Origin of the sequence: Phreatobacter sp., assembly GCF_051860605.1 — a bacterium.
Classification (GTDB): domain Bacteria; phylum Pseudomonadota; class Alphaproteobacteria; order Rhizobiales; family Phreatobacteraceae; genus Phreatobacter.
The window spans coordinates 1-21665 of the sequence record NZ_JBHYDR010000016.1; the positions used below are offsets into that span (position 1 = coordinate 1).

General features: G+C 67.1%; 31 protein-coding genes and 2 pseudogenes. 30 read left to right on the top strand and 3 right to left on the bottom strand.

All coding sequences use genetic code 11. The features are described 5' to 3' along the window. The 28 genes and pseudogenes from tuf to rplQ all read left to right on the top strand — a co-directional run. A pseudogene (gene tuf, locus ACTIFS_RS20645) lies at nucleotides 1–154 on the top strand (elongation factor Tu); the annotation flags it as partial. A gap of 64 nt (nucleotides 155–218) precedes the next feature. Then, complete coding sequence (gene rpsJ, locus ACTIFS_RS20650) at nucleotides 219–524, top strand: 30S ribosomal protein S10 (RefSeq protein WP_106748008.1); 306 nt, start codon at nucleotides 219–221, stop codon at nucleotides 522–524. 132 nt (nucleotides 525–656) lie between these two features. Further along, nucleotides 657–1376, top strand: coding sequence for a 50S ribosomal protein L3 (rplC, locus tag ACTIFS_RS20655; RefSeq protein ID WP_439576013.1), 720 nt, complete (start codon nucleotides 657–659; stop codon nucleotides 1374–1376). 1 nt (nucleotide 1377) lies between these two features. Next, the gene (rplD, locus tag ACTIFS_RS20660; RefSeq protein ID WP_439576014.1) at nucleotides 1378–1998 is read left to right on the top strand and encodes a 50S ribosomal protein L4; all 621 of its coding nucleotides are present in this window, start codon (nucleotides 1378–1380) and stop codon (nucleotides 1996–1998) included. After that, complete coding sequence (locus ACTIFS_RS20665) at nucleotides 1995–2294, top strand: 50S ribosomal protein L23 (RefSeq protein WP_439576015.1); 300 nt, start codon at nucleotides 1995–1997, stop codon at nucleotides 2292–2294. Before rplD ends, ACTIFS_RS20665 begins: the two co-directional genes overlap by 4 nt. A gap of 16 nt (nucleotides 2295–2310) precedes the next feature. After that, a complete protein-coding gene (gene rplB, locus ACTIFS_RS20670) occupies nucleotides 2311–3144 on the top strand; it encodes a 50S ribosomal protein L2 (RefSeq protein WP_439576016.1) in 834 nt (277 codons plus the stop codon). Between the two features lie 12 nt (nucleotides 3145–3156). Beyond that, nucleotides 3157–3435 (top strand): 30S ribosomal protein S19, encoded by a 279-nt coding sequence (gene rpsS / locus ACTIFS_RS20675; protein ID WP_439576017.1) that lies wholly within the window; start codon nucleotides 3157–3159, stop codon nucleotides 3433–3435. Nucleotides 3436–3442: 7 nt separating this feature from the next. After that, nucleotides 3443–3826: a 50S ribosomal protein L22 gene (rplV, locus tag ACTIFS_RS20680; RefSeq protein WP_439576018.1), complete on the top strand. Its 384-nt coding sequence runs from the start codon at nucleotides 3443–3445 to the stop codon at nucleotides 3824–3826. A 10-nt stretch (nucleotides 3827–3836) separates the two neighbouring features. Next, nucleotides 3837–4550: a 30S ribosomal protein S3 gene (gene rpsC / locus ACTIFS_RS20685; protein WP_439576019.1), complete on the top strand. Its 714-nt coding sequence runs from the start codon at nucleotides 3837–3839 to the stop codon at nucleotides 4548–4550. Nucleotides 4551–4568: 18 nt separating this feature from the next. Continuing rightward, nucleotides 4569–4982: a 50S ribosomal protein L16 gene (gene rplP, locus ACTIFS_RS20690; RefSeq protein WP_439576020.1), complete on the top strand. Its 414-nt coding sequence runs from the start codon at nucleotides 4569–4571 to the stop codon at nucleotides 4980–4982. Nucleotides 4983–4992: 10 nt separating this feature from the next. Then, the gene (gene rpmC / locus ACTIFS_RS20695) at nucleotides 4993–5190 is read left to right on the top strand and encodes a 50S ribosomal protein L29 (RefSeq protein WP_293424917.1); all 198 of its coding nucleotides are present in this window, start codon (nucleotides 4993–4995) and stop codon (nucleotides 5188–5190) included. An 11-nt stretch (nucleotides 5191–5201) separates the two neighbouring features. Beyond that, nucleotides 5202–5435, top strand: a complete 234-nt coding sequence (gene rpsQ / locus ACTIFS_RS20700; RefSeq protein WP_439576021.1) for a 30S ribosomal protein S17 — start codon at nucleotides 5202–5204, stop codon at nucleotides 5433–5435. 75 nt (nucleotides 5436–5510) lie between these two features. Further along, nucleotides 5511–5879 (top strand): 50S ribosomal protein L14, encoded by a 369-nt coding sequence (gene rplN / locus ACTIFS_RS20705; RefSeq protein ID WP_038312231.1) that lies wholly within the window; start codon nucleotides 5511–5513, stop codon nucleotides 5877–5879. Beyond that, nucleotides 5879–6196 (top strand): 50S ribosomal protein L24, encoded by a 318-nt coding sequence (gene rplX, locus ACTIFS_RS20710; protein WP_439576022.1) that lies wholly within the window; start codon nucleotides 5879–5881, stop codon nucleotides 6194–6196. Before rplN ends, rplX begins: the two co-directional genes overlap by 1 nt. Further along, nucleotides 6189–6746 (top strand): 50S ribosomal protein L5, encoded by a 558-nt coding sequence (gene rplE, locus ACTIFS_RS20715; RefSeq protein ID WP_439576023.1) that lies wholly within the window; start codon nucleotides 6189–6191, stop codon nucleotides 6744–6746. Before rplX ends, rplE begins: the two co-directional genes overlap by 8 nt. A gap of 58 nt (nucleotides 6747–6804) precedes the next feature. Beyond that, nucleotides 6805–7110 carry a 30S ribosomal protein S14 gene (rpsN, locus tag ACTIFS_RS20720; protein WP_439576024.1) on the top strand — a complete coding sequence of 102 codons (306 nt, stop codon included), beginning with the start codon at nucleotides 6805–6807 and terminating at the stop codon, nucleotides 7108–7110. 16 nt (nucleotides 7111–7126) lie between these two features. Then, a complete protein-coding gene (gene rpsH / locus ACTIFS_RS20725; protein WP_439576025.1) occupies nucleotides 7127–7525 on the top strand; it encodes a 30S ribosomal protein S8 in 399 nt (132 codons plus the stop codon). A 37-nt stretch (nucleotides 7526–7562) separates the two neighbouring features. After that, complete coding sequence (rplF, locus tag ACTIFS_RS20730; RefSeq protein ID WP_439576026.1) at nucleotides 7563–8096, top strand: 50S ribosomal protein L6; 534 nt, start codon at nucleotides 7563–7565, stop codon at nucleotides 8094–8096. Between the two features lie 102 nt (nucleotides 8097–8198). Next, nucleotides 8199–8561, top strand: coding sequence for a 50S ribosomal protein L18 (rplR, locus tag ACTIFS_RS20735; RefSeq protein ID WP_439576027.1), 363 nt, complete (start codon nucleotides 8199–8201; stop codon nucleotides 8559–8561). 37 nt (nucleotides 8562–8598) lie between these two features. After that, entirely contained in the window at nucleotides 8599–9153 is a 555-nt protein-coding gene (gene rpsE, locus ACTIFS_RS20740) for a 30S ribosomal protein S5 (protein ID WP_439576028.1), read from the top strand. Between the two features lie 11 nt (nucleotides 9154–9164). After that, nucleotides 9165–9353, top strand: a complete 189-nt coding sequence (rpmD, locus tag ACTIFS_RS20745) for a 50S ribosomal protein L30 (RefSeq protein ID WP_439576029.1) — start codon at nucleotides 9165–9167, stop codon at nucleotides 9351–9353. A 5-nt stretch (nucleotides 9354–9358) separates the two neighbouring features. Further along, nucleotides 9359–9835: a 50S ribosomal protein L15 gene (gene rplO / locus ACTIFS_RS20750; RefSeq protein WP_439576030.1), complete on the top strand. Its 477-nt coding sequence runs from the start codon at nucleotides 9359–9361 to the stop codon at nucleotides 9833–9835. Between the two features lie 205 nt (nucleotides 9836–10040). Continuing rightward, nucleotides 10041–11369 (top strand): preprotein translocase subunit SecY, encoded by a 1329-nt coding sequence (gene secY, locus ACTIFS_RS20755; protein WP_439576031.1) that lies wholly within the window; start codon nucleotides 10041–10043, stop codon nucleotides 11367–11369. Further along, nucleotides 11366–11956 carry an adenylate kinase gene (locus ACTIFS_RS20760; protein WP_439576032.1) on the top strand — a complete coding sequence of 197 codons (591 nt, stop codon included), beginning with the start codon at nucleotides 11366–11368 and terminating at the stop codon, nucleotides 11954–11956. Before secY ends, ACTIFS_RS20760 begins: the two co-directional genes overlap by 4 nt. Nucleotides 11957–12156: 200 nt before the next feature. Beyond that, nucleotides 12157–12525 carry a 30S ribosomal protein S13 gene (gene rpsM / locus ACTIFS_RS20765; RefSeq protein WP_439576033.1) on the top strand — a complete coding sequence of 123 codons (369 nt, stop codon included), beginning with the start codon at nucleotides 12157–12159 and terminating at the stop codon, nucleotides 12523–12525. Nucleotides 12526–12610: 85 nt separating this feature from the next. Continuing rightward, complete coding sequence (rpsK, locus tag ACTIFS_RS20770; RefSeq protein ID WP_293424902.1) at nucleotides 12611–13000, top strand: 30S ribosomal protein S11; 390 nt, start codon at nucleotides 12611–12613, stop codon at nucleotides 12998–13000. 135 nt (nucleotides 13001–13135) lie between these two features. Further along, entirely contained in the window at nucleotides 13136–14152 is a 1017-nt protein-coding gene (locus ACTIFS_RS20775; protein WP_439576034.1) for a DNA-directed RNA polymerase subunit alpha, read from the top strand. A 49-nt stretch (nucleotides 14153–14201) separates the two neighbouring features. After that, entirely contained in the window at nucleotides 14202–14624 is a 423-nt protein-coding gene (gene rplQ / locus ACTIFS_RS20780; protein WP_439576035.1) for a 50S ribosomal protein L17, read from the top strand. Nucleotides 14625–14718: 94 nt separating this feature from the next. Here rplQ and ACTIFS_RS20785 read toward each other — a convergent pair whose 3' ends face one another. The 3 genes and pseudogenes from ACTIFS_RS20785 to ACTIFS_RS20795 all read right to left on the bottom strand — a co-directional run bounded on the left by ACTIFS_RS20785 (nucleotide 14719) and on the right by ACTIFS_RS20795 (nucleotide 18574). Continuing rightward, on the bottom strand, nucleotides 14719–15903 hold the full coding sequence (locus ACTIFS_RS20785; RefSeq protein ID WP_439576036.1) for a YbfB/YjiJ family MFS transporter: 1185 nt from the start codon (nucleotides 15901–15903) through the stop codon (nucleotides 14719–14721). Next, nucleotides 15903–16658: a 2-amino-5-chloromuconate deaminase CnbZ gene (gene cnbZ / locus ACTIFS_RS20790; protein WP_439576037.1), complete on the bottom strand. Its 756-nt coding sequence runs from the start codon at nucleotides 16656–16658 to the stop codon at nucleotides 15903–15905. The genes ACTIFS_RS20785 and cnbZ overlap by 1 nt, the downstream gene beginning before the upstream one ends. 119 nt (nucleotides 16659–16777) lie before the next feature. Next, a pseudogene (locus ACTIFS_RS20795) lies at nucleotides 16778–18574 on the bottom strand (ABC transporter ATP-binding protein). 355 nt (nucleotides 18575–18929) lie between these two features. Here ACTIFS_RS20795 and ACTIFS_RS20800 point away from each other — a divergent pair. Both ACTIFS_RS20800 and ACTIFS_RS20805 read left to right on the top strand, forming a co-directional pair. Continuing rightward, nucleotides 18930–20345 (top strand): DegQ family serine endoprotease, encoded by a 1416-nt coding sequence (locus tag ACTIFS_RS20800; RefSeq protein WP_439576038.1) that lies wholly within the window; start codon nucleotides 18930–18932, stop codon nucleotides 20343–20345. A gap of 1 nt (nucleotide 20346) precedes the next feature. Next, entirely contained in the window at nucleotides 20347–21651 is a 1305-nt protein-coding gene (locus ACTIFS_RS20805; RefSeq protein ID WP_439576039.1) for a replication-associated recombination protein A, read from the top strand. Nucleotides 21652–21665 lie beyond the last annotated feature (14 nt).

The window sequence follows — 21665 nt, forward strand, 5'->3', positions numbered from 1 at the left end:
GCCCGAGGGCACGGAGATGGTGATGCCGGGCGACAACATCGCCATGACGGTGAACCTGATCGTGCCGATCGCCATGGAGGAGAAGCTGCGCTTCGCCATCCGCGAGGGCGGCCGCACGGTCGGCGCCGGCGTCGTCGCAACCATCATCGAGTGACCGTCATCCGCAGGGACGCGCGTCAGCGCGCGTCCCTTTCGTTTTGCCTTGAAGGGGCGAACCCATGAACCAGAACATCCGGATCCGCCTCAAGGCGTTCGACCATCGGGTCCTGGACACCTCGACGCGCGAGATCGTCAACACGGCGAAGCGCACGGGCGCCCAGGTCCGCGGGCCGATCCCGCTGCCGACGCGGATCGAGAAGTTCACGGTGAACCGCTCGCCGCACATCGACAAGAAGTCGCGCGAGCAGTTCGAGATCCGCACCCACAAGCGGCTCCTCGACATCGTCGATCCGACCCCGCAGACGGTCGATGCGCTGATGAAACTCGACCTGGCCGCCGGTGTCGACGTCGAGATCAAGCTGTGATGCGAAGGCGGGCCTGAAGGTCCGCCGCATGAAGTGCCGATGCACCGCAAGGCGCATCACCATTGAACCCCAAGGGTCCTCTCCGGTCCGGTCACGGACGTCAGGACGACCCCAAAACGAGGAATGCGCGCGATGCGTTCCGGTGTGATTGCCAAGAAGATGGGGATGACCCGCATCTTCACCGATGGAGGCGAGCACGTCCCCGTGACGGTGCTGGTGCTCGACGACTGTCAGGTCGTCGCCCACCGCACGGCGGAGAAGGACGGCTATACCGCCCTGCAGCTCGGCGCGGGCCTGGCCAAGGTGAAGAACACGTCGAAGGCCCAGCGCGGCCATTTTGCCGTCGCCAAGGTCGAGCCGAAGCACGAGATCGTCGAGTTCCGCGTCGGCGAGCAGGAAGTGCTGCCGGTCGGTGCCCGCATCTCGGCTGACCATTTCATCGCCGGCCAGTTCGTCGATGTGACGGGCACCAGCCAGGGCAAGGGCTTTGCCGGTGCCATGAAGCGGCACAATTTCGGCGGTCTGCGCGCCACTCACGGTGTGTCGGTCTCCCACCGCTCGCACGGTTCCACCGGCAACCGCCAGGATCCGGGCAAGGTGTTCAAGAACAAGCGCATGGCCGGCCATATGGGCGTCGTCCGTGTCACGACCCAGAACCTGAAGGTTGTCCGCACCGACACGGAGCGCGGCATCATCATGGTCGAGGGCGCCGTTCCCGGTTCGAAGGGCGGCTGGATCCTCGTGCGCGATGCGGTGAAGAAGCCGCTGCCGAAGGACGTCCCGATGCCGGGCAGCTTCAAGCTGCCGGGCGCCGAAGCCGCTCCTGTCGCCGCCGAGACGACGGAGGGTTGAGATGAAACTGACAGTCAAGACCCTCGAAGGCGCAGACGCCGGCTCCGTTGATCTCTCCGACGAGATCTTCGGCCTGGAGCCGCGCGCCGACATCCTGCACCGCGTGGTGCGCTGGCAGCTCGCCAAGCGGCGCGCCGGCACGCACGACGTCAAGAACCGCGCCGAGATCCATCGCACCGGCAAGAAGATGTACAAGCAGAAGGGAACGGGTTCGGCCCGCCACCATTCCGCGCGTGCCAACCTCTTCCGCGGTGGTGGTCGCTCGTTCGGCCCGACGCCGCGCAGCCACGAACATGCGCTGCCGAAGAAGGTCCGCGCGCTCGGGCTGAAGCATGCCCTGTCCAGCAAGGTGAAGGCCGGTTCGATCGTCGTGATCGAGAGCGCCGCCGCCGAGGCCAGCAAGACCAAGTCGCTGAAGGCGCAGTTCGAGAAGCTCGGCTTCAAGAGCGTGCTGTTCATCGACGGCGCCGAGGTCGATCGCAACTTCGCCCTGGCTGCCCGCAACATCCCCCTCGTCGATGTGCTGCCCGTCCAGGGCATCAACGTCTACGACATCATGCGCCGCAACACGCTGGTCCTGACCAAGGCGGCCGTTGATGCGCTGGAGGCGCGCTTCAAATGAGCACCGTCGATCCGCGTCACTACGACGTCATCAAGTCGCCGCTGATCACCGAGAAGGGCTCGCTGGTCGCGGAACACAATCAGGTTGTCTTCAAGGTGGCCATCGATGCCACCAAGCCGCAGATCAAGGCGGCGGTGGAGAAGCTTTTCGACGTGAAGGTCAAGAGCGTGAACACGCTCGTCCAGAAGGGCAAGACCAAGCGGTTCAAGGGCGTTCTCGGCCGGCGTTCGGACGTGAAGAAGGCGGTCGTGACCCTCGCCGAGGGCCACTCCATCGACATCACGACCGGTCTGTAAGGCGGGGGTATCAGTCATGGCACTCAAGACCTTCAAACCTATCACGCCGGGCCTTCGCCAGCTCGTCCTGGTCGATCGCTCCAGCCTCTACAAGGGCAAGCCGGTCAAGACGCTGACCGAGGGCAAGTCGTCCACGGGCGGCCGCAACAATCTCGGCCGCATCACCACGCGCTTTCGTGGCGGTGGTCACAAGCGGTCCTACCGCCTGGTCGATTTCAAGCGTCGCAAGTTCGACGTGGCGGCCGTCGTGGAGCGGATCGAGTATGACCCGAACCGTTCGGCCTTCATCGCGCTGATCAAATATGCCGACGGCGAGCTGTCCTACATCCTGGCGCCGCAGCGCCTGGCTGTCGGCGACACGGTCATCGCCGGCGAGAGCGTCGACGTGAAGCCGGGCAACGCGATGCCGCTGTTCAGCATGCCGGTCGGCACGATCGTGCACAATGTCGAACTGAAGATCGGCAAGGGTGGCGCCATGGCCCGTTCGGCCGGCACCTATGCCCAGATCGTCGGTCGCGACGAGGGCTATGTCATCCTTCGCCTGAACTCGGGCGAACAGCGTCTGGTCCACGGCCGTTGCCTCGGCTCGGTCGGCGCGGTGTCCAACCCGGACCACATGAACGTCTCGATCGGCAAGGCCGGTCGGAACCGCTGGCTCGGCTGGCGTCCGCACAATCGCGGCGTCGCGATGAACCCGATCGACCATCCGCACGGCGGCGGCGAGGGCCGCACCTCGGGCGGCCGTCACCCTGTCACGCCCTGGGGCTTCCCGACCAAGGGCAAGAAGACGCGCTCGAACAAGCGGACCGACAGGTTCATCGTTTCGAGCCGTCATTCGAAGAAGAAGTAACAGAGGCCCGTCATGGCACGTTCCGTCTGGAAAGGTCCGTTCGTCGACGGATACCTCCTGAAGAAGGCCGAAACGTCCCGCTCGTCGGGACGGCATGAGGTCATCAAGATCTGGAGCCGCCGCTCTACGATCCTCCCGCATTTCGTCGGGTTGACGTTCGGCGTCTACAACGGCCAGAAGCATGTCCCGGTGCAGGTCTCCGAGGAAATGGTCGGCCACAAGTTCGGCGAGTTCTCGCCGACCCGGACATTCTACGGCCATGCGGCCGACAAGAAAGCGAAGCGGAGGTGAGTGAACCATGGGTAAGCCAGCCACTCCCCGCGCGCTCAAGGACAACGAGGCCAAGGCGATCGCGCGCATGCTGCGCGTCTCGCCGCGCAAGCTCAATCTGGTTGCCGCGCTGATCCGCGGCAAGCCGGTCGAGAATGCCCTCGCGGACCTCGAATTCTCGCGCAAGCGTATCGCCGGCGATGTCAAGAAGTGTCTTGAGAGCGCCATCGCCAATGCCGAAAACAACCACGACCTCGACGTCGACGATCTGATCGTCGCCGAGGCCCATGTCGGCAAGGCCCTCGTCCTGAAGCGCTTCCACGCCCGCGCCCGCGGTCGTGGTGCCCGGATCGAGAAGCCGTTCTCGCACCTGACGATCGTTGTTCGTCAGGTCGAGGAAGCCAAGGCCTGAGGAGGGAACGATGGGTCAGAAGATCAATCCGGTCGGCTTTCGCCTCGGCATCAACCGGACCTGGGACTCGCGCTGGTTTGCCAACAAGGGCGAGTATTCCCGGCTGCTGCACGAGGACCTGAAGATCCGGCGCGAGCTGATGAAGCTCCTCAAGCAGGCGGCCGTCTCGAAGATCATCATCGAGCGTCCGCACCGCAAATGCCGTGTCACGATCCACTCGGCCCGTCCGGGTATCGTGATCGGCAAGAAGGGCGCCGACATCGACAAGCTGAAGAAGGTGGTGGCGAAGATGACCAATGCCGAGGTCGTCATCAACATCGTCGAGATCAGGAAGCCGGAGACGGATGCCATGCTGGTGGCCGACTCGATCGCCCAGCAGCTGGAGCGCCGCGTGGCCTTCCGTCGCGCCATGAAGCGTGCGGTCCAGTCGGCGATGCGGCTGGGTGCCGAAGGCATCCGCATCAACTGCTCGGGCCGTCTCGGCGGCGCCGAGATCGCTCGCCTCGAATGGTATCGCGAAGGTCGCGTGCCGCTTCACACCCTGCGTGCCGATGTCGATTACGGCACGGCCACCGCCTACACGACCTACGGGACGTGCGGCGTGAAGGTGTGGATCTTCAAGGGCGAGATCATGGAGCACGATCCCATGGCCCAGGACAAGAAACTGGCCGAGGGCGAGGGCTCGACCCGCCGTTCGCGCGGCCAGGACCGCGAAGCGGCGTGAGGATGAAGGTCTAGAGCCATGCTTCAGCCCAAGAAAACCAAGTACCGCAAGCAGTTCAAGGGCCGTATCCACGGCGCCTCGAAGGGCGGCACCGAACTCAACTTCGGCCAGTTCGGCCTGAAGGCAATGGAGCCCGAGCGGATCACCGCGCGTCAGATCGAGGCGGCCCGCCGCGCGATGACCCGCGAGATGAAGCGCGCCGGTCGCGTCTGGATCCGCATCTTCCCCGACATTCCGGTGTCGAAGAAGCCGGCGGAAGTCCGCATGGGATCGGGCAAGGGCGGCAACGAGTACTGGGCGGCCCGCGTGGCCCCCGGCCGTATCATGTTCGAGCTCGACGGCGTCGCCGCCGATGTCGCGCGCCGGGCGCTTGAACTGGCCGCCGCAAAGCTGCCGATCAAGACGCGCTTCGTCCAGCGCATCGCCGAGTGAGGAGAGGGTCATGAAGGCCGAAGAGATCCGGACCAAGACCCTCGACGAGCTCGAGGGTCAGCTGGGGGACCTGAAGAAGGAGCAGTTCAACCTGCGCTTCCAGAAGGCCACCGGTCAGCTTGAGAACGTCGCGCGCGTCCGCCAGGTTCGCCGCGACATCGCCCGCGTCAAGACCGTCGCCGCGCAGAAGCGCGGCGAGAAGAAATAAGGAGAGGGCATATGCCGAAGCGTGTGCTCGAGGGCATTGTCGTCAGCGACAAGCAGGAAAAGACGGTGGTGGTGAAGGTGGAGCGCCGCTTCACGCATCCGCTGCTGAAGAAGACGGTTCGCCGGACCAAGAACTACCACGCCCACGACGAGGGCAACGTGTTCAAGGTCGGAGACGTGGTGAGCATCGAGGAGGGCAAGCCCCTCTCGAAGCTGAAGCGTTGGGTCGTGCTGCCGAGGGCGTGAGCTCCCGGCGTGGTTGAGAACAGCGCGCCGCCGTCGGGGTGACCCGAGACGGGCGCGAAAGGAAGAGGTTGCGTCATGATCCAGATGCAAACCAATCTCGATGTGGCGGACAATTCGGGCGCACGCCGCGTCATGTGCATCAAGGTGCTCGGCGGTGCCAAGCGCCGTTACGCCCATGTCGGCGACATCATCGTGGTGTCGGTGAAGGAGGCGATCCCGCGCGGCCGCGTGAAGAAGGGCGACGTCATGAAGGCGGTCGTCGTGCGCACCGCCAAGGATATCCGCCGCCTGGACGGTTCGGTGATCCGCTTCGACCGCAATGCGGCCGTGCTGATCAACAACCAGAAGGAGCCGATCGGCACCCGCATCTTCGGACCGGTTCCGCGCGAGCTGCGCGCCAAGAACCACATGAAGATCATCTCGCTTGCGCCGGAGGTGCTGTAATGGCCGCCAAGATCAAGAAGGGTGACCGCGTGGTCGTCCTCACCGGTCGCGACAAGGGTCGGACCGGCGAGGTGATCCAGGTCATGCCGAAGGAAGAGCGTGCGCTCGTCCGCGGCGTCAATGTCGTCAAGCGCCACCAGCGCCAGAGCCAGACCCAGGAAGGCGGGATCATCTCCAAGGAGAGCCCGATCCACCTGTCCAACCTGGCCTATGCCGACCCGAAGACCGGCAAGCCGACCCGTATCGGCTTCAAGGTCCTGACCGACGGCACCAAGGTCCGCGTGGCCAAGAAGTCCGGGGAGACGATCGATGGCTGAGGCGGCCTACACCCCGCGTCTCAAGACGCATTACGACACCGTCGTCCGCAAGACGCTGGTCGAGCAGTTCGGCTACAAGAACCCGCTCGAAGTGCCGACGATCGAGAAGGTCGTGATCAACATGGGCGTTGGCGAGTCCACCGCCGATTCCAAGAAGGCGACCGTCGCGGCCGCCGATCTCGCCCTGATCGCCGGCCAGCGGCCGGTCATCACCCGGGCGCGGCAGGCGATCTCGAACTTCAAGGTTCGCGAGAACATGCCGCTGGGCTGCAAGGTCACCCTGCGCAAGCAGCGGATGTACGACTTCCTGGACCGCCTGGTCACGGTTGCGCTCCCGCGCGTCCGCGACTTCCGCGGCCTGAACCCGAAGAGCTTCGACGGCCATGGCAACTTCGCCCTCGGCCTGAAGGAGCACGTCGTGTTCCCCGAGATCAGCTACGACAAGGTCGACCAGATCTGGGGCATGGACATCATCGTCTGCACCACCGCGAAGACCGACGAGGAAGCTCGCGCTCTCCTCAAGGCCTTCAACTTCCCGTTCCGGCAGTGAGCCGGGTTCCTAGATCGTCCTAGAAGCCCGTCCCAGACGCGGAAACCAGGAGAAACCGATGGCGAAAAAGAGCTCCATCGAAAAGAACAACCGCCGCCGCACACTGGTCGCGCGGGACGCCAAGAAGCGCGCTGCGCTCAAGGCGACCGTCATGGACCAGTCGCTCTCCATCGAGGAGCGGTTTGCGGCCACCGTGAAGCTGGCGAGCCTGCCGCGCAACGGCGCGCGCGTCCGCATCAAGAATCGTTGCGAAGTGACCGGCCGTCCGCGGGCGTTCTATCGCAAGCTCGGCATGAGCCGCGTGGCTCTGCGTGAACTCGGCAACAAGGGGCTCGTTCCGGGCCTCCTGAAGTCGAGCTGGTGAGAGGAGGGGACCCATCATGGCTCTCAACGATCCGCTCGGCGATATGCTGACCCGCATCCGCAACGCGCAGATGCGCCGCAAGACCCGCGTCATCACGCCGGGCTCGAAGCTGCGTGCCCGTGTGCTCGACGTGCTCAAGTCGGAAGGCTTCATCCGCGACTACATGACCGTCACCCATCCGAACGGCCGCTCGGAGTTCGAGATCGAACTCAAGTATTTCGACGGCTCGCCGGTCATCCGCGAGATCGCCCGCGTGTCCAAGCCGGGACGTCGGGTCTATGCGGGTGTCGGCGGCGGTCCGCGCGTGGCCAACGGCCTCGGCATCACCATCATCTCGACCCCCAAGGGCGTGATGGCCGATCACGAGGCTCGTGAGAAGAACGTGGGCGGAGAGGTGCTCTGCACGGTCTTCTGACCTGCAGCGCTCTCCCCAAGGATCAAGGATCGAACCCATGTCCCGTATCGGAAAGAAGCCGGTCGAACTGCCGGCGGGCGTCAGCGCCCAGCTCTCCGGGCAGACCGTCAAGGTCAAGGGCCCGAAGGGCGAACTGGCCTTCACCTGCCCCGACGACATCATCGTCAAGGTCGAGGGCAACGTGATCACGGTCGACCCGCGCGACCAGGGCAAGCGCGCCCGCTCCATGTGGGGCATGTCGCGCACCCGCATCGCCAATCTCGCCACCGGAGTGACCCAGGGCTTCGAGAAGAAGCTGGAGATCACCGGTGTCGGTTATCGTGCCGCGGCCCAGGGCAAGGTGCTGAACCTTGCGCTCGGCTACAGTCACGATGTCAATTACCCCGTGCCCGAAGGCATCACTGTCGTGACGCCGAAGCCGACCGAGATCGTGATCTCCGGCATCGACAAGCAGCAGGTGGGCCAGGTCGCCGCCGAGATCCGCGACTATCGCGGTCCGGAGCCCTACAAGGGCAAGGGCGTCCGCTACGCGGGTGAGTTCATCTTCCGCAAGGAAGGCAAGAAGAAGTAAGGCGCCGGCCCCGGTCCGGGGCTGTTCGTCCTGCGGGGCGCGATGCCGGACGGCCCTCGGCCGCCTCCCGGATCCCGTCGTGCCCGTTCAAAGGAGCTGGCTATGGCCAATACGAAGGATGCATCGGAGCGTCGCAAGGCGCGTGTCCGTCTGGCGCTCCGCCGGGCGGCAAATGGGCGTCCGCGGCTGTCTGTCTTCCGTTCGTCGAAGCACATCTATGCGCAGGTGATCGACGACGAGAAGGGCGTGACGGTCGCGAGTGCCTCGTCAATGGAAAAGGATCTGCGTACGTCGCTGAAGACCGGCGCCGACCAGGCCGCAGCCGCCGCTGTCGGCAAGCTCATCGCGGAACGCGCCGTCAAGGCTGGCGTCGACACGGTGGTCTTCGACCGCGGCAGCTATCTGTTCCACGGGCGCGTCAAGGCGCTCGCCGACGGCGCCCGCGAGGGTGGCCTGAGCTTCTAACGGGATACGGGCGGCCTGGCCGCCGAAAGGACTGAACATGGCTCGGGAACGTGAACGCGAGCGTAACCGCGAAGAGCGCGACAGCGAATTCGTCGACAAGCTCGTGCACATCAACCGCGTCTCCAAGACGGTGAAGGGCGGCAAACGCTTCGGCTTTGCAGCACTCGTCGTCGTGGGTGACCAGAAGGGCCGCGTCGGCTTCGGCCACGGCAAGGCCCGCGAGGTGCCGGAGGCGATCCGCAAGGCAACGGAAGCGGCCAAGCGCGGCTTCATCCGCGTGGCCCTGCGTGAGGGGCGCACGCTCCATCACGACGTCAACGGACGCCACGGCGCCGGCAAGGTGTTGCTGCGCTCGGCTCCGGTCGGCACCGGCATCATCGCCGGCGGTCCGATGCGCGCCGTCTTCGAGACGCTCGGCCTTGCCGATGTCGTCGCCAAGTCGATGGGCTCGTCGAACCCCTACAACATGGTGCGCGCCACCTTCGACGCGCTGAAGAATCAGGACAGCCCGCGCTCCGTCGCGGCGCGCCGCGGCCTCAAGGTGTCGGTCCTCCAGGCCCGCCGCCAGGAGGAAGGCGAGGGCGACGCGTAAGGATCGGACCCATGGCCAGCAAATCAACCGTCACCATCGAGCAGACCGGATCGCCGATCCGCCGCGAGCAGTCGCAGCGGGCCACCCTGATCGGTCTCAAGCTCAATAAGCTGCACCGTCGCGCCACGCTGGAGGATACTCCGGCCGTTCGCGGCATGATCGCGAAGGTGGCTCACCTCGTGAAAGTGGTCGAGGAGTGAAACCGATGAAACTCACCGACATGAAGGACAATACCGGCGCGACGCATCGCAAGATGCGCGTCGGTCGCGGCATCGGTTCCGGCAAGGGCAAGACCTCCGGCCGGGGCGTGAAGGGCCAGAAGTCGCGGTCCGGCGTTGCCATCAAGGGCTTCGAGGGTGGCCAGATGCCGCTTCATCGGCGCCTGCCGAAGCGCGGCTTCAACAACATCTTCCGGCCCTCGCTGGTGGAAGTGACGCTGGCGCGCCTGCAGCGTGCCGTCGATTCCGGCAAGCTTGCCGCCGGTTCGGTGGACGAGGCGGGCCTCGTCGCCTCCGGCGTGGTGCGCCGGGCGCGCGACGGCATCCGCATCGTCGCGACCGGTGAGATCACGGCGAAGCTGGACCTCACCGTCCACGGTGCCTCGGCCGGCGCGGTTGCCGCCATCGAGAAGGCCGGCGGCTCGGTCGCGGTGATCAAGCCGAAGGCCGAAGCTGCGGCCTGACCCCGGCCAGGCGGCCGCATGAGACGAGACGACACGAGGGCCGGTTCTGACAGGACCGGCCCTTTCTTGTCCCGCCCCGTGCCGATCCGGTCCCATGCGACCGGGCAACGCTCCGGCGGGGCTGGCGTCCCGGCTCCCGGATCGTTAAGTGAAAGCGACTTTGGCCGGTCCGCCCGGCCCGCATCATTCAGGCATCGGAGCCACCATGGCATCGGCAGCGGAACAACTGGCAGCCAATCTCAACTTCGGCGCCCTGGCCAAGGCCGAGGACCTGAAGAAGCGCATCTGGTTCACGCTCGGCGTTCTGATCGTCTACCGGATCGGCACCTATGTCCCGTTGCCGGGCATCGATCCCGAGGCGCTGCGCCAGATCTTCTCGTCGCAGACCGGCGTGCTGGCCATGTTCAACGTGTTCGCCGGCGGTGCCGTCGGGCGCATGGCGATCTTCGCCCTGAACATCATGCCCTACATCTCGGCCTCCATCATCATCCAGCTTCTGACAGCCGTTGTTCCCGAGCTTGAGAAGCTGAAGAAGGACGGTGAGCAGGGCCGCAAGCAGATCAACCAGTACACCCGCTATCTGACCGTCGTGCTGGCCGTGTTCCAGTCGTGGGCGATCGCGGTGGGCCTGCAGTCCTCCGGCACCGTGGTGACCAGTCCGGGCCTGTTCTTCGTGCTGACCACGGTGATCACGCTCACCGGCGGCACCATGTTCCTGATGTGGCTCGGCGAGCAGATCACCCAGCGCGGCATCGGCAACGGCATCTCGCTGATCATCTTTGCCGGTATCGTGGCGGAGCTGCCGAGCGTTCTGGCCCAGGCCTTCGAACTCGGCCGGCAGGGCGTCATCTCCACGCCGCTGCTGCTGGCCCTGCTCCTGATGGTGGCGGTGACGATCGCCGTGATCGTGTTCTTCGAGCGCGCCCAGCGCAGGCTGCTCATCCAGTATCCAAAGCGTCAGCAGGGCAACAAGGTGTTCGAGGGCAATTCCTCGCACCTGCCACTGAAGCTGAACACGGCGGGCGTGATTCCACCGATCTTCGCCTCCTCGCTGCTGCTGCTGCCAACGACCGCGCTGTCGTTCCAGACCAATCCGGCGGAGTGGCTGCGCCTGACCGCCCAGCTGCTCGGCCACGGCCAGCCGCTGTTCATGGCGTTCTATGCGCTGCTGATCATCTTCTTCTGCTTCTTCTACACGGCCATCGTGTTCAATCCGACCGAGACGGCCGACAATCTGCGCAAGTATGGCGGGTTCATCCCGGGCATCCGGCCGGGCGAGAAGACCGCGCAGTATATCGACTACGTGCTGACCCGCGTCACCGTCATCGGCGCGGCCTACATCACGGTCGTCTGTCTATTGCCCGAAATGCTGATTTCCCAACTCGGCCAGAGCTTCTATCTGCTGGGAGGCACGTCGCTGCTGATTGTGGTCACGGTCACGCTCGATACCGTGGCGCAGGTGCAGGGATATCTGCTGGCCCATCAGTACGAAGGGCTCATCAAGAAATCGCAACTTCGGGGGAAACGCAGATGAGGCTCATACTGCTCGGGCCACCGGGGGCCGGAAAGGGAACCCAGGCCCAGCGGCTGGTCGATCGGCACGGAATCGTGCAGCTGTCGACCGGTGACATGTTGCGCGCAGCCGTCGCGGCGGGCTCGCCGATCGGGCTCAGGGCCAAGGATGTCATGGCGCGGGGCGAACTCGTCTCCGACGAGATCGTGGTCGGGATCATCTCGGACCGGATCGGCCAGCCGGACGCGGCGCGCGGCTTCATTCTCGACGGCTTCCCGCGCACGGTCGCCCAGGCCGAGGCGCTCGACGCCATGCTGGCGGGCAAGGACATCGCGCTGGACGTGGTGATCGAGCTCAAGGTCGACGAGGCCGCTCTGGTCGGCCGGATCGAGCGGCGCGTGGCGGAGATGCAGGCCCGCGGCGAGCCGGTCCGTGCGGACGACAACGCCGAGGCCCTGAAAAAGCGGCTCGATGCGTATCGGGCCCAGACCGCTCCGGTCTCGGCCTACTATGCCGGCCGGGGCGCACTGCAGTCGGTCGACGGCATGGCACCGATCGACGAGGTCACGGGCGCCATCGCCCGCATCCTCGGAACCGGCCCCGCCTGAGCCCTTCGGGCATTTTGCAGTTGACGGACGGGGCGGGAGCCGCTATGCGGCCCGTCTCGTCCGAACGACGGCTCTCGAAGGGTTCTGTCTGCCCAGCAGGCGGAACCTGATCGTTTTCGGACACTGGGCAAGGGCCGGCCTCCACCGGACGCCCGGTTCATCTCAATCGCGCCACTGGCGCGGTCACATGGAGACGAGACATGGCTCGTATCGCGGGTGTCAACATCCCGACCAACAAGCGCGTGGTCATCGCGCTGCAGTACATCCACGGCATCGGTGCCCGGTATGCCGCCGAGATCTGCGACAAGGTCAAGATCCCGGCCGATCGCCGCGTGAACCAGCTGACCGACCAGGAAGTCCTGGCCGTCCGCGAGACCATCGACCGCGACTACATGGTCGAGGGCGACCTTCGCCGCGAAGTGTCGATGAACATCAAGCGCCTGATGGATCTGGGCTGCTACCGCGGCCTGCGTCACCGCAAGGGCCTTCCGGTCCGTGGCCAGCGCACCCACACCAATGCCCGCACCCGCAAGGGCCCGGCCAAGCCGATCGCCGGCAAGAAGAAGTAATCCCGGCTGCGGGGCCTGCCGCCCCGGACGTTTCCCGAGCGCCTGGCATTACGGGCGCGCCTGAAGGACAAGGACAGAGAAATCTATGGCCAAGGAAGCCACCCGCGTACGCCGCCGCGAGCGCAAGAACATCGCCTCGGGCGTGTGCCACGTGAACGCCTCGTTCAACAACACGATGATCACGATCACGGACGCGCAGGGCAACACCATCGCCTGGTCGTCGTCCGGCACCATGGGCTTCAAGGGTTCGCGCAAGTCGACCCCCTATGCCGCCCAGGTCGCGGCCGAGGACGCTGCCCGCAAGGCGTCCGAGCACGGCATGCGCACCGTCGAGGTCGAGGTGTCCGGTCCCGGTTCGGGCCGCGAATCGGCCCTGCGCGCGCTGCAGGCTGCCGGCTTCACGGTGACCTCGATCCGCGATGTGACGCCGATCCCGCACAATGGCTGCCGGCCGCGCAAGCGCCGCCGCGTCTGACGACAACCCTCTCTCGCCATCGCCGGCCCGGCCTGTAGCGGCCGGCGATGTCATGCCCCTCCACGTCGAGGGTACCCGGCCGTCAAGGTCCTGCAGGGGACGAGACAGCGGCCAGTCCAAGCGAAGGTGAAAACCGTGATCCAGAAGAACTGGCAGGAACTGATCAAGCCGGAGAAGCTCGAAATCACTCCGGGTGATGATCCCAAGCGCTTTGCCACCGCCGTGGCCGAGCCGCTTGAGCGTGGCTTCGGCCTGACGCTCGGCAATGCCCTGCGCCGCATCCTCCTGTCCTCGCTCCAGGGCGCCGCCGTCTCGGCCGTCCAGATCGACGGCGTTCTGCACGAGTTCTCCTCGATTGCCGGCGTGCGCGAGGACGTGACCGACATCATCCTCAACATCAAGGACATCGCCATCAAGATGCCGGGCGAGGGCCCCAAGCGCATGGTCGTGCGCAAGGAAGGCCCCGGCGTGGTGACCGCCGGCGACATCCAGACGGTCGGCGACGTGGTGGTGCTGAACCCGGATCTGCAGATCTGCACGCTCGACGAGGGGGCCTCCATCCGCATGGAGTTCACCGTCAACACCGGCAAGGGCTATGTCCCGGCCGAGAAGAACCGCCCCGAGGATGCCCCGATCGGACTCATCCCGGTCGACAGCCTCTATTCGCCGGTGAAGAAGGTGTCCTATCAGGTCTCGCCGACCCGCGAGGGCCAGGTGCTGGACTACGACAAGCTGACGCTCTCCCTCGAGACCAACGGCTCGGTCTCGCCGGACGATGCCATCGCCTATGCCGCGCGCATCCTGCAGGACCAGCTCGAAATCTTCGTGAACTTCGAGGAGCCGCGCAAGGAAGTCGTCCAGGAGTCGATCCCGGACCTGGCGTTCAACCCGGCGCTCCTCAAGAAGGTCGACGAGCTGGAGCTTTCGGTCCGCTCGGCCAACTGCCTGAAGAACGACAATATCGTCTATATCGGTGACCTGATCCAGAAGACGGAGGCGGAAATGCTCCGCACGCCGAATTTCGGGCGCAAGTCGCTGAACGAGATCAAGGAAGTGCTTGCCCAGATGGGCCTCCACCTCGGCATGGAGGTTTCGGGCTGGCCGCCGGAGAATATCGAAGAGCTCGCCAAGCGCTTCGAGGACCATTACTGATCATTCCCCCGCCGACCGTGAGGTCCGCGGGCTATCGGAGGACAAGGCGATGCGTCATGGCAAAGCCCACCGCAAGTTCAACCGCACGGCCGAGCATCGCAAGGCGATGTTTGCCAATATGTGTGCGGCGCTGATCAAGCACGAGCAGATCGTCACCACCCTGCCGAAGGCGAAGGACCTGCGTCCGATCGTCGAGAAGCTGGTGACGCTCGGCAAGCGCGGCGATCTGCACGCCCGCCGCCAGGCGGTGTCGCAGATCCGCGACATCCACATGGTCAAGAAGCTGTTCGAGGTTCTCGGGCCGCGCTACCAGTCGCGCCAGGGTGGCTACACCCGCGTGCTGAAGGCCGGTTTCCGCTATGGCGACAATGCGCCTGTGGCGGTGATCGAGTTCGTCGACCGCGACGTCGAGGCCAAGGGCAAGGATTCCGGTCCGGTCCAGGCCCGCTCGACGGAGCAGGAAGCGGCCTGATCCGCCTGCGCTCAGGAAAGTCAGGGCTCGCGTTTCGGCGCGGGCCTGTCGAGGGCGGCCCGGTGGCCGCCCTTTTTCTGTGTCAAGGGTTGGCTTACGGGCCGGACTTGCGCGGTTGCCGCGCAGTCGCCAGTTCCGCCGCCAGTCCCGATGCCATGATCGCGGCGGCAAGCGCGAAGACCAGGCTGTGGCTGCTGGTCGACGCCAGCAGGGCGGTGAAGGCATAGGCCGCTGCCGCCTGGACGATGGCGAAGGCGACCGTCTGCAGGGCCCAGGCGGCGGTGTGCGCCTCAGCACCGACGATCTCGCGGGTCCGGCCGGCGGTCGAGGCGCCCAGCCCGATCATCAGCCCGCCGGCCATCATCGCCGACAGCGTCAGCAGCGCGAGATTGTGGCTCAGCGCCGGAATGGCCGCGCCGATGGCCATGAGCGCCACGATCACCCGCAGCACCCGGGCATAGCCGAACCGGTCGGCCGCGATGCCGGCCACCATCGGCGCGCAGACGGCGGTGATGCCGGCCGCGACCCAGATCCAGCCCCCGACCGCAAGACCGAAGCCGAGATCGCGGGCGACGTGATCGACGAAGAAGATCGTGTGCGGCACATAGCCGACGGCCGCCCCGCAATAGGCCGCAGCTAGCCCGAGAAAGGCCGGCTCCCGGCGCCAGGCCGGCGCGGGATCGCCGCGGCGGGCGGCCTGCGGCGGGGCCGAGCGGGGCAGCAGGGCCAGCATCACCACGCTCGCCACGGCCAGCACCGCAGCGAGCGCGAGCCAGGCCGGGGCCGGTCCCGAGGCGGCAAAGGCTGGCACCGCCGTGCCCGACAGCACGAAGCCCGTGCCGACGCCGGCAAAGGCGAGCCCGCTCGCGCGCCCCTTGTGGGACGGCGCGACCGCATTGGCGATGACCGGCGGAATGACGATCATCAGCACCCCGCCCGTGGCGCCTGACAGGGCCCGCAGCGCGATGAAGGCCCAGCCGGGCAGGGGGATGGCGGACAGCGCGAAACTCAGCACCGAGACGAGGGCGGCCAGCGCGATCGCCGGCCGCACCCCGAACGCGCGGGCCGTGGCCAGCGCCGTTCCCGCCCCGACGATATAGCCGGCGAGGTTGAAGGCGCCGGCCAGGTGCAGTTCGGTCGGCGTCGCCCAGCCGGCCTCCACCATGGCCGGGATCAGCGGCGGATAGCCGAAGCGGCCCATGCCGACGCCGATCAGCAATCCGCAATAGCCGGCGAGGACCGGGGCGAGAAAATCGCGCCAGGTCCGCGCCGGGGCCATCAGAGGGCGCGTTCGACGGCGACGCTGCGGCAATCCATCTCGTAGTCGAGACCGATGACCGGAGGCCGGTTGAAGTGCCATGTCAGCCCGGCCCGCGCCGCGCCGCGCGAGACGATCTCCTCGGCCATGTAGGAATGCAGGTCATGGACCGTATAGGCCTGCACCGCGGTGGTTGCGTCCCAGCCGTGGCCGAAGGCGCCCATGCGCTTTTCCATCTGGCCGAGCACGAAGACGGCCTTTTCGCGCATGGCATCGGGTGTCGTCTCGTTCAGACGGACGATGCGCTCGGCATAGGAGCCGGCCCCTTCGCGCGCCTCGCCGGAACCGGAGATGACGAACTGGGGGCCGGCGGCATCGCCCGCCGCCACGAAGGAGAAGGCGTGGAACGAGGGCTCCGGCGGCCCGCCGATCTCCGGGCAGACATTGGAGCGCGCCACCGGATTGGCTTTCGTGGCCGCATCGTAGATGCCCCACTGGCTGAGCGTGCCGACATAGATCTCGTTGAAGGCCTTGAAGCCGGCATCGTCGAACGGCGCCGGGGACCGCAGTTCGCAGGCACAGAAGGCGGTCAGCGGCCGTCCGGCCGCCTGGATATGGGCGGCGATGCGCTCGAAACCCTGCCTGAGCGGCACGGGCTTGCGGAACATCACCCGCTCGACATGGAAGCCGGGCAGGGCCTCTGCACCCGCCGAATACTGGAAGACGCTCGGCACGTAACGATAATTGCCGGCGGTGAAGTCGATGGGGGTGGACATGGGTTTTCCTCGCAATGACTGGACCGGGAGCGTCACGGTCCGGCAGCTCATGGTCAACTGGCACGGATGCATCGCGCGGATGCCGCAGCGGCCCGCCCCGGGAGGGGGGCCGCGCCGCATCAGGGCTCCTGAAGGCCCTTGGCCAGTTCCGAAACCTGCCGCTCGAACAGGGCCCGGTAGGCCCCGCCCGGTCGCTGCAGGAGGACTTCGTGCCGGCCTTCCTCGACCACCCTGCCGCGGTCGAAGACGAGGATGCGGTCCATGGCCCTGACCGTCGAGAGCCGGTGGGCGATGACGATCGTCGTGCGGCCTGCCATCAGCCGTTCGACCGCCTGCTGGATGACCGCCTCCGATTCCGAATCGAGGCTGGACGTGGCCTCGTCGAGAATCAGGATGGGCGCATCGGCCAGAAAGGCCCGGGCCAGTGCCACGCGCTGGCGTTAGCCGCCCGACAGCTTCACGCCGCGTTCGCCGACGAGCGTCTGGTAGCCGGCCGGCAGGCGCGCGATGAAGTCGTGCGCGTTGGCGAGGCGGGCGGCCTGCTCGATCTGGCCCTGGCTGGCGCCCGGCCGGCCATAGGCGATGTTCTCGGCCAGCGAGCGGTGGAACAGGATCGGCTCCTGCTGGACGATGGCCATCTGCGCGCGCAGGCTGTCCTGCGTCGCCCCGGCAATCTCCTGCCCATCGACCAGAATGCGCCCGGCGGTGACGTCGTAGAGCCGCTGCACCAGCTTGACGAAGGTGGTCTTGCCGGACCCGGAATGGCCGACAAGGCCGATCTTCTCGCCGGCCGCGATCCGGACCGAGAAATCACGGTACAGCGGCTCGGCATGGCCGCCATAGTGGAAGGTCACGCGGTCGAAGACGATCGCGCCGGCGGTCACCGCGATCGGCTCGGCTCCCGGCCTGTCCGCCACGCCAAAGGGCAGGGCGTCCATGGCGACCAGTTCCTCCATGTCGTTCACCGAGCGCTGCAGGTTGTGGACGTGCTGGCCGACATCGCGCAGATAGCCGTGGACGACCGCATAGGAGGTCAGCACGAAGGCGACCTCGCCCGGTGTCGCCTGCCCCTTGGCCCAGAGCCAGATGACCAGGCCGACCACCGATGCCCTGAGCCCCAGCAGCACCAGTTGCTGCGCTGTACCGGAGAAGGTCCCGCGCACCCAGGCGCGCCGCGTCTTGCGGGCCCAGAGCGACAGCGCATCGGCAAGCCGGTCGTCCTCCCGCGCCTCGGCACCATAGGCCTTCACCACCGGATTGCAGGTGATGGCATCGGCCAGCGCGCCGCCGACGCGCGTGTCCCAGGCATTGGCGAGCCGGGCTGCCGGCGCCACGTAGTTCAGCGACAGGACCACCGTCAGCGCCACATAGAGGATCGATCCGGCGAGCACGACCAGGCCCATGGCCGGCCAGCGCCAGGCCAGCAGCGCCGTCGTGCCGACCAGAACGACCACCGACGGCCAGAGCGCGCCGAGGATCGTGTCGTGCAGGAGATCGAGTGCCCACATGCCGCGCGTGATCTTGCGCACGGTCGAGCCGGCGAAATGGCTCGCATGCCAGTCGGTCGAGAATCGCTGGAGCCGCGCGAAGGCATCCTGGGCGGTGGCGCTCATGGTCTTCAGAGTCAGCCCGGTGATGGCGATGAACGCGGCATGGCGGAACAGGACCATGACAACGCCCAGCGCCAGCATGCCGGCAAGCGCCCACAGGGCCGCCTCAAGCCCGCCGGCGGGCATGGCAGCGGCATCGACCAGCCGCCCGGCATAGACCGGGATCAGGAACTCCGCCGTCGTCGCGGCCAGGAAGGCGCCGGCCACCATGGCGGTCTGCCGCGGCGCCCGCGCCCAGTGGCGGAAGGTGAAGGCAAAGACGGCACGGAACGGCTCGGGCCGCCCGGTTTCGGATCGCATTGACATGATGTGTGCCCGGCACCCGAGGGTGGCCGGCTCCGGAAGGGGCCCGTGCGAATCACGGCGCAGGGCCGGAGCGGAAGGATGAGAACTGGAAAAGGGGCTCGGGACCGGCTTCGGTGGTCCTCGGCAGCGTCCGGCCTAGCGGCGGGGACGGCCTGCGGGAGCGGCGAGCGTGGCGATCTGCATTCGGCCCTCCCTGTTGCGACGTTGAGCCATGATTTTGATAGCGGAAGGCCTGCCCGAGCGGCAAGGCCCCGCCGCGCGGCCGGAGCAGCTTGCACGCGACCTGTGACCCCTGGGCAACGCAGTGCCTGGCCTGTCCCTTCCGGCCGGGGGAAGCGGCATCTATATTGGCGGTATGACCCGATCCTCGCTCCTTCTCGCCGCCAGCCTCGTTGTTGCAACCCTCGCCCCGGCGACCTCCCAGCCGGTGCAGCGCCAGGCGCCCCAGTCCCGGGCCGAGGTGCAGCTCTCCTTCGCGCCCGTCGTGCGGCGCGCGGCCCCCGCGGTCGTCAATGTCTATGGCGCGCGCGTCGAGCAGGTGCAGAACCACCCCTTCTTCGACGACCCGATGTTCCGCCGATTCTTCGGCGATCGCGGCGGCCAGCAGGCGCCCGGCCGGGCCGAGGTCGCACGCTCCCTCGGCTCCGGCGTGATCGTCGACCGCAGCGGCCTCGTCATCACCAACAACCACGTCATCCAGAACATGACGGAGGTGAAGATCGCGCTCGCCGACCGGCGCGAGTTCGAGGTCGATATCGTGCTTCGCGACCCGCGCACGGACCTTGCCGTGCTGCGCATCCGGACGCCGCCGGCCGATCTGGCCGTGCTGGAGCTTGGCGATTCCGATGCCCTCGAGGTCGGTGACATCGTTCTGGCCATCGGCAATCCGTTCGGCGTCGGCCAGACGGTGACGCAGGGCATCGTCTCGGCGCTCGCCCGCAGCCAGGTCGGCGTCACCGACTACCAGTCCTTCGTCCAGACCGACGCCGCCATCAATCCCGGCAATTCGGGCGGCGCCCTGGTCGACATGGCCGGTCGCCTCGTCGGCGTGAACACGGCGATCTTCTCCCGTTCCGGCGGCAGCCACGGCATCGGCTTCGCCATCCCGACCGCCATGGTGCGGGTGGTGATCGAATCGGCCCGCGCCGGCAGCCAGACCGTCCAGCGCCCCTGGTTCGGCGCCCGCCTGCAGCAGGTGACGCCCGATGTCGCCGAGAGCCTGCGCCTGGCACGCCCGGCCGGCGCCCTGATCGTCTCCATCGTTCCCAATTCGCCGGCGGCCCGCGCCGGCCTGCGCGTCGGCGATCTCATCACCGCGGTCGATGCCCATCCGGTCGAGAGCCCCGACGGCTTCGGCTATCGCTTCGGCATCCGCCCCATCGGCGGCAATGCCAGCCTCGCCGTCACCCGCGCCGGCCGCAATCTCGTGGTGCCCGTGGCGCTCGAGCCGGCCCCGCGCGGCGGGCAGGATGCGCTCACCATCACCGGCGCCTCACCGTTCCAGGGCGCGCGGGTGGCGACCCTCTCGCCGGGCATGGCCGATGAACTGCGGATCAGCCATCGCGACCAGGGCGTGGTCATCATCGCGATCGAACCGGGCTCGCCGGCCGCGCAGGTCGGTCTCCAGCCCGGCGATGTCGTGGTCGGCGTCAACGGCCGGGAGATCGCCGCGCCCGAGGATCTCCAGCAGGCGACCGCCCAGCGGTCCCGTCTCTGGCGCTTCCAGATCGACCGGCAGGGCCAGGTGATCAACTCCATCCTGGGCGGGTGAGGTGGACCTCTTTGAGGCCGCTGGCCCCGACCCGCGCGCGCCGCGGCCGCTTGCCGACCGGCTGCGGCCCACGACTCTCGCCGAGGTCGCCGGACAGGAGCACCTGACCGGGCCGGACGGCGCGCTGACGCGTCTCCTGCGAACCCGCTCGCTCGGCTCGCTCATCTTCTGGGGGCCGCCGGGCACCGGAAAGACCACGGTTGCGCGCCTGCTGGCGGGCGAGACCGATCTCGCTTTCACGCAGATCTCGGCCATTTTCACCGGTGTGGCCGATCTCAAGAAGGTATTCGAGCAGGCCCGCGGCCTCCGGATGCAGGGCCGTGGCACGCTGCTTTTCGTCGACGAGATCCACCGCTTCAACCGCTCGCAGCAGGATGCCTTCCTGCCCGTCGTCGAGGACGGCACGGTGATCCTTGTCGGCGCCACCACCGAGAATCCGTCCTTCGAGCTCAATGCCGCGCTCCTGTCGCGGGCGCGTGTGCTGACCTTCCGCGCGCTCGACGCGGAGGCGCTGGAGAAGCTGGTGGCGCGCGCCGAGGCACTGGACGGTCGACCGCTGCCGGTCGATGCCGATGCCCGCGCCGCGCTGATCCGCATGGCCGATGGCGACGGCCGGGCGGTGCTGACGCTCGCCGAGGAGGTCTGGCGCGCGGCCGGGGAGGGCGAGGTCTTCGACACGGCAGGCCTTGCCGCCGTCGTCCAGCGCCGGGCGCCGATCTACGACAAGGCTCAGGAGGGCCATTACAACCTCATTTCCGCGCTCCACAAGACCGTTCGCGGCTCCGATCCCGATGCCGCGCTCTATTATCTGGCGCGCATGCTGGATGCCGGCGAGGACCCGCTGTTCATCGCGCGCCGCGTGGTGCGCATGGCCGTGGAGGATATCGGCCTCGCCGATCCGCAGGCGCTGGTCGTCGCCAACGCCGCCAAGGATGCCTATGATTTCCTGGGGTCGCCGGAGGGCGAACTGGCGCTCGCCCAGGCCGTGCTCTATGTCGCCACCGCCCCGAAGTCGAACGCCGCCTACACGGCCTGGAAGGCGGCAAGTGCCACGGCGAAGGCCCATGGCAGCCTGATGCCGCCAAAAGCCATCCTCAACGCACCGACGAAGCTGATGAAGTCGGAAGGCTATGGCGACGGCTATGCCTATGACCACGACCAGCCCGATGCCTTTTCCGGCCAGGACTACTGGCCCGAGGCCCTGGGACGGCAGAGCTTCTACCGGCCGGTGGAGCGCGGCTTCGAGCGGGAAGTGCAGAAGCGCATGGAATGGTGGACGAGGCTGCGCAAGGAGCGGGGCGGCTGACGCCGGGCCTTGAC